We start from the raw sequence: 6,318 nt of genomic DNA on the forward strand, positions 1-6,318 counted from the left end.
CCTCTCTGCAATCCATCCCGGCAACTGTTTTTCTTTTCATCTGTAAACTGCGCTTGCTGATCGCACTTTTTTCAAAGGGCGCGTTTTTTTCCTAGCATAAGCCATAGTGGTGAACGGAAACTACTAATTTGCCAATCAGCTAATAAACTGACCGGGCTATACCTTGTTGCTGCCACAGTGCTAGCCAGATAGTTGATGTCTCACTTTAGAGCCCTTTCTTTTACGCTTTGACCGTGTCCATACATAGTGTAGGGCTAACATAGTTAGGCCACTAACTAATACGCAAGGAAAAAAACTACTGTCTGTCCGTAATATACAAGCAATCCATTTGCGCCAGGCGGAAACAGCTAAGGCACCTGTAGCCATACCAATTAACGCAATAGTTGAGCTGGTACGAAAGCCTAAAACAGCTAAAATAAATGGGGCAGCTACCATGGGGATATAAAGCCGGTTAATCCAGTCAGTCAAACAACGTAAGGAGAAAAAATAAGGGATATGTAAACACAAGAGAATACTCAATGTAACAATCAGTAATATAGCTATATAAGCTATTTTATAATGGTCCATACAGGAGAGTTTTTTTCTAAGTCGTAGAGGAAGTATTACAGGTACTATATCATAGCTTATCATAATTGCAGAGATATGGAGCCTAGAATCAGCCGTAGACATCGTAAGAGCTAATAAACAAGTACAGAATATCCCTTTACATAAGGGAGAAATATGGGTCAATAGATAATGCAAGCTTTCTTGTCGTGGTAGATCTGGTGGGAGCCATAGAAAAGCGAATGTACCAGTCACAATACAACATATCATAACTATACAACCAACTACACCAGCATATAAACAAGCTTTTTTGGCTTGAGTAGGCTGAGCGGCCATATAAATATGCTGCATATAACCAGGTTCTATAAAGGCAAATATAAAGGCCAGGTAGCGGAATGTAAAGGCTAACTTCTGTCGCTTAAGCAATGGTTCACTCCATCCAAATTCTTTGTGCGTAGTTATAAGAGCAATTGTTTCCTTAATTGAACGACCTGTTTGTGTAAACATAAACCATCCTAAAAGACAAATCAGGGTCACAAAAGTGATGAATTGCCATATATCTGTCAAGACAACGGCACGGCTACCACCCAGTATAGTGTAGACAACAAGTAGTATGGCAGCCAGCATAGTAACAAATATTGGATTAACTGAGTTTATACAGCTACTTATCACTTCTGATAGTATATGGAGTTGCGTAGCAACAAGGGTAATAGATAGGAAAACACTCATTAAAGCCGTAATAATCCTTGGGTATTTACCATATACACGAGCCATTGTCTCGGGCATAGAGATATGATAGATAAATTTAGACATCTTTACGCTTAAGCAACTAAGTATAAAGAAAGGAATAAAAATACCGAGCAATCGCCACATGATCCACAACGGATCCAAAGAAAAATTAGTGATACTAATAATGAAGGTGGCTCCACCATAAAAAGTGGCCAATGAAGTAGCTACCAAACTAGCCGTAGAAAATTGTCGATTACCTACAGCATAGACTCGAAAAGAAGTAAACTTACCAATAGAATAAAAAACTATCACGGCAGTAGATAACAAAAAAGTTATCATGAAAAATAAAGGAATATCAAAGAACATAACTAATATAAATATATGTTTAACTTATTGATGAAAAAATGTTTAACTTTTTTGTACAATTATTAGGCTATTTCAATTTTCGATAATCAACAGATATGCATAAAGAATTGATTGATCCTCCTATAGTTGGGCTCCCAGTTGAAGCAAATGAACTGCAAGAAAAAGCTGTATCAGGCCTCGAAGGTGGTCTACTAAGGTTTTGGCTATTTTTATATGAAATGTTTTGCTTTTTACATGGTTTATCATCACATTTTCTTTTACCATTTTTTTTCTTTGTTGATTGATCATGAATAGCCTGCTCTAGTAGTTTTATTATCCTATCTTTAGGGGTCCAGTCCCATCGATCGATAATTTGGGTGTCGAGTTGTGCTTTATATTCTTGGCAGTAATTTTTTAAGTTGAGACATATGCCACATCCATCGCGTGATTTTGCTACATCCATTATTGTTATACCATCTTTGCTTTTCCCATTTATGTTACATGTACCACTTTCGATACATTGTGCTTTTAATAAACATTCTACCATTTTTATATTACGGAATGCAACGGCACAGAAAAGAGCGGGAATGCTTTCTTGATTGGAGTCAACACGGTTAAACGATATAGGACAAGCGCCTAATTCACATAGGCGTGCTACCATTTTATAATGGCGGCACAGAACTCCGTAGAAAAGTAAAGGTTTGTCTTGCTGATTTAAAGATAATAGCTCTTCTGAGGCAGGTTGATTATTTTTTTTTGCTTTTTGTATAGCATCAATCATCTCGATAATAAAATTTTCATCGTCATAACTAATAAAAAAATTAGGAGGATATGTTACTTTACAGCCTATCTTTTCAAACGCAGGAACGCCTAATTCTAGCAGGTATAAGATGATTTTTTCTCTTCTTATTATCATATCTAATGCATGATCATGGGCCTCACATTCGTCTTTGTCTTTGTCTTTGTCTTTGTCTTCATGATATTCATACTTGACCTTGATTGGAGAGTGAAAAGCCTTAGATTCATTAATAGATTCATGACTGCCCCTCGCGATTTCATCCATAAAATCCTTACATGCTCCATCTTTACATTTATGACTTTCGCATATCAATAGGAGATTAAAGCGGGCTTTCATCACCCTAAAGAGTGGCGTTTCGCCCAAATCATTTTGTATATTACAAATATTGATTTGATCAAGCTGGTTGTTATTACTATGGTTATTAGTAGTACCCTCTTGAGCGTACCACTCTACTAAGCATTTTACTATGTCTACGTTACCCGTATCAACTGCTAAATGCATAATTGTGTTCTTTTCCTTGTCATATTGTTTTGAAAAAACTTTCTTGATGTCGACACTAGACTTACGAAGTATCTTAAATAATTCGTTCAACAGCTCTTCTACATAGCTAGGTCTATCTTTTTCCTCGTGCTCGTATGAAGTGATGACTTGCACTAACATTTGATATATCTGATCACCAGGAATCATAGTGGCCGAAGATGCTGCATTTTCTAAAATCTCTTTTAGATTTTTGTAATCATGTTGACGTATTAGCTTACTAAATAGCATTCCAGGGTTTGCTTTAAATGCAGCAAATAGGGGGCTATCCAATACTACGTTGCTTTTAATTGCTCCTGGGTTGGTTAGATCATTGGTATCTTTCGTACTAATGTTGCTGTAGATACGATTATATCTGTTACAAGCAGTCGTAATAAACGATACTATTCCCATACAGATAACTGCTATTAAACGAGGAATATAGAGATATGTTTTTGTACGGTACATAAGTCAATAGTTAAGTTAAATGACATTTTGTATTAAAAATCAATAGAATAAATATTGTATAATACAATATATAATTGATTCTTAAGTAGGGTTTTAATTCTTGTTTATTAACTAAATCAAGCTTATTTAAATAACTAAAATAACTAATTGTTTTTATTTATTAGTAAATATCAGAAAGTTATGATAATATTAAATTTTTATTAAAAAAGCAATAATTAAATTGTAGGTGTCTATTAACTACTGTGGCAGAAGTGGACCCAAAAATGCCCCTTGTAAAATAGTTGCGCTGAGAAAGTGACCCTTACAGCTGAAATAGAAAAGTAGTTAAAATGGAATTTGAAGGGTGGATTCTGTTTTTACAGTTGTAATCCGAGGCCTTTGCAATAGGCCGTTAAGATTTTGACATAAAAAGCGGCTTTTATTTTTAAAAATAGGCTAAAAATAGTTGCAATCGGCTGATTGTTTTGGTATTTATGCTTAAAATTTTAATAGTATTCTTATGGTGCTCAAGTAAACTAACCAACTAAGTTTTTCAGATATTTCAGATAATAGGCGTAAGTGCAAGCACCCTTTTAGATCAAATCAACAAGCTAGTTAATTGGTCAGTTGTAGAAAAAGAACTCCGCTTACATGATCCTAAAGGCTTACGTTTGTCAGACAAGCTTGCCTATAGTCTACTCATTGTATTTAAAATGCTCTTGCTTCAAACTTGGTATGGATTGAGCCACTATGCAGTCGAAGAAGCAGTCAATTATCGTATCACTTTTAGCAGATTTTGTGGGTATTAGCATGGATAGTGCTGTGCTAGATCGTAGTGTATTAAGTAGATTTAGAACTGCCCTTACCAAGCATAAAACCTTAGCAAGGTTATTGAAAATAATTAATGATCAACTGTTTGATCATAGTGTATTAGTTCAAAAACAGCTCAGCAGTTGTAGATGCTTCTATTACCCCTACCCCTAGATGCCCTAAAGCTAAAAAAACTACGATCTTTATGAAGATGACACTATAACCAGAGCTGAAAGCTATCAAAAAGGCGTAGATCCAGCAGCAAGTTGGACTAAAAAAGGCATAATTTTTATTATAGTTATAACAGACATGTGTTTGCAGAAATTAAACAAGGAAGCAATAGCCTACAACTTATACAGGTCCCTAAATATCATATATAAGATGTCTTTAGATAGATGGTCTATCTAAAATGAAAAAAATAGCGCTGAAAATCGTATCTGTTCACGGCATAGCGTCAACTTAAGGGTTCTATTTTATTGATTATCAAATGTAATAGTATTCATTTAGTCCACTGTTACAGAGCAATTTTTATACTACTTTTTGCTTGATCAAAAAGTGGACAAAAAATCAAGCCCTGGGTAAAAAGTTGCTGAACGTAAGGTTTACAGCTGGAAAAACAGAACTTGCCCGCTATGCGCGCTGCAAACAAACTGTTTTTCTATTTCAGCTGTAAGCCTTACGTTCTGATCACAACTTTTTACAAGGGGCGGTTTTTCTTTTTTTATGTACCCTGGCATAGGGGTGAGTAGATAAAATTTTAATTAATTTGTTATGCCTTCTAACATCCTTGTGTCTTCTCTGCTTCCTTCAATTTTCTTACAATGACTTCTTGATTATGAGTTTTCATCACATGATAAGACGGACTATCACATATAAGCTTTGCATAGTCTTGCGCACGTTTGCTCTCTTGGTCCGTTAAGCATATATTCGCCCCTTTGTCTATTAAAAGGTTAACTACACTAGTAAGTTCAGATAGTTTAATCTTATCATTCAATTTGTGCTCTCTTATGCTTACTAGGGTGTTCATTATGGCTGTTCGATTCATATCAGCATCACCTGATTGTGCATTCATATCTGCTTTCTTTGATATTAAGTATTCAACAATTTCTTTTTTGCCTTTGATTGCTGCGTGGGTCAATAGACTCTTGCCGTCGGATGTTCTTGCATTTGGACTTAGGCCTTTATTGTTGAACCAATATTCCAGCGTTTGTACCGACCAATTATCATAGTCTACCCCCCACTCATCCCGTTCCCATTCAATATCTTTTAGAATCTTCTCAGTTAAGACCATAGGATCTGCTACCTTATCATCAGGTGCATCTGTAGTGGTCGTAGTACTTGTAGTACTTGTAGTAGCCATAGTACTTGTAGTAGCCATAGTACTCGTGCTCGGATCGGTCGATGTAGGATTAGGATCTGATACTATTACGGGATTGTAAGGGGGGGCTGTAGTGGTGCTTGTAGTAGTAGTAGGATCCGTGGATGAATCATTACCATATTTTTCTTTACCTGCTGTTAGCATATCCTCGATCGTATCTAAATAGTCAGAAGGCACGTTGCTTACTGGCTTGTGAGTTGTCTGACCAATTGAGATGGGTGGTAGAGGGGTAATTAGACTTCCATTATGAGGACTCATTGCATTTGACTGATCTGGAATAAGGCAGCTAAGCGAATACGCTACGACACCAACAACCGATACAAGGGGGATCAGCATTAAACTTTTACCGAGTAGATTCATTCTATTCCAGATCCTTATCAAACTCGAACAGTACCTACTATCATACCTCCTATTTTCTAATATAGATAGTCCACCTATACCCAGTTCTTTCCTTGTATGAGTACAAGCAGATAGGGTATTTAAAATTAATAATCCAGCTAGTAGGCTTGCTCTGTAGCGTCTATATGTGTTCATGCTATTGATATTTAATAAATTATATGTAGTGGTCACCCATCAGAATAGCTTGGATAAGCAAGTCATAGGCTATTCATATTCTTTTATCTGCTTAACTGTAATAAGGGTCAAAAAGTTTGAAGTAGGGGCGTAATAGAAAAAAGAAATTTTCTTGACCACTTGAAATTAACCTGTAATGAATTATTAAGAAAAAATAAATAGAATTGCAAATAAATAT

General features: G+C 35.8%; 3 protein-coding genes and 1 pseudogene. 1 reads left to right on the top strand and 3 read right to left on the bottom strand.

The window, feature by feature from the left end:
* Positions 1-180: 180 nt before the first annotated feature.
* On the bottom strand, positions 181-1,584 hold the full coding sequence (locus MUW73_RS01085) for a sodium:solute symporter family protein (protein ID WP_243018310.1): 1,404 nt from the start codon (positions 1,582-1,584) through the stop codon (positions 181-183).
* A 121-nt stretch (positions 1,585-1,705) separates the two neighbouring features.
* Positions 1,706-3,400, bottom strand: a complete 1,695-nt coding sequence (locus MUW73_RS01090; RefSeq protein WP_243575166.1) for a hypothetical protein — start codon at positions 3,398-3,400, stop codon at positions 1,706-1,708.
* A 538-nt stretch (positions 3,401-3,938) separates the two neighbouring features.
* On the opposite strand from MUW73_RS01090, the pseudogene MUW73_RS01095 reads away from it, so the two are divergent.
* Positions 3,939-4,524, top strand: a pseudogene (locus MUW73_RS01095) (transposase); the annotation flags it as partial.
* A 443-nt stretch (positions 4,525-4,967) separates the two neighbouring features.
* Here MUW73_RS01095 and MUW73_RS01100 read toward each other — a convergent pair.
* Positions 4,968-6,101, bottom strand: coding sequence for an ankyrin repeat domain-containing protein (locus MUW73_RS01100; protein WP_243018307.1), 1,134 nt, complete (start codon positions 6,099-6,101; stop codon positions 4,968-4,970).
* Positions 6,102-6,318 lie beyond the last annotated feature (217 nt).

Source organism: Candidatus Cardinium sp. cByotN1, from assembly GCF_022810525.1.
Lineage (GTDB): Bacteria > Bacteroidota > Bacteroidia > Cytophagales > Amoebophilaceae > Cardinium.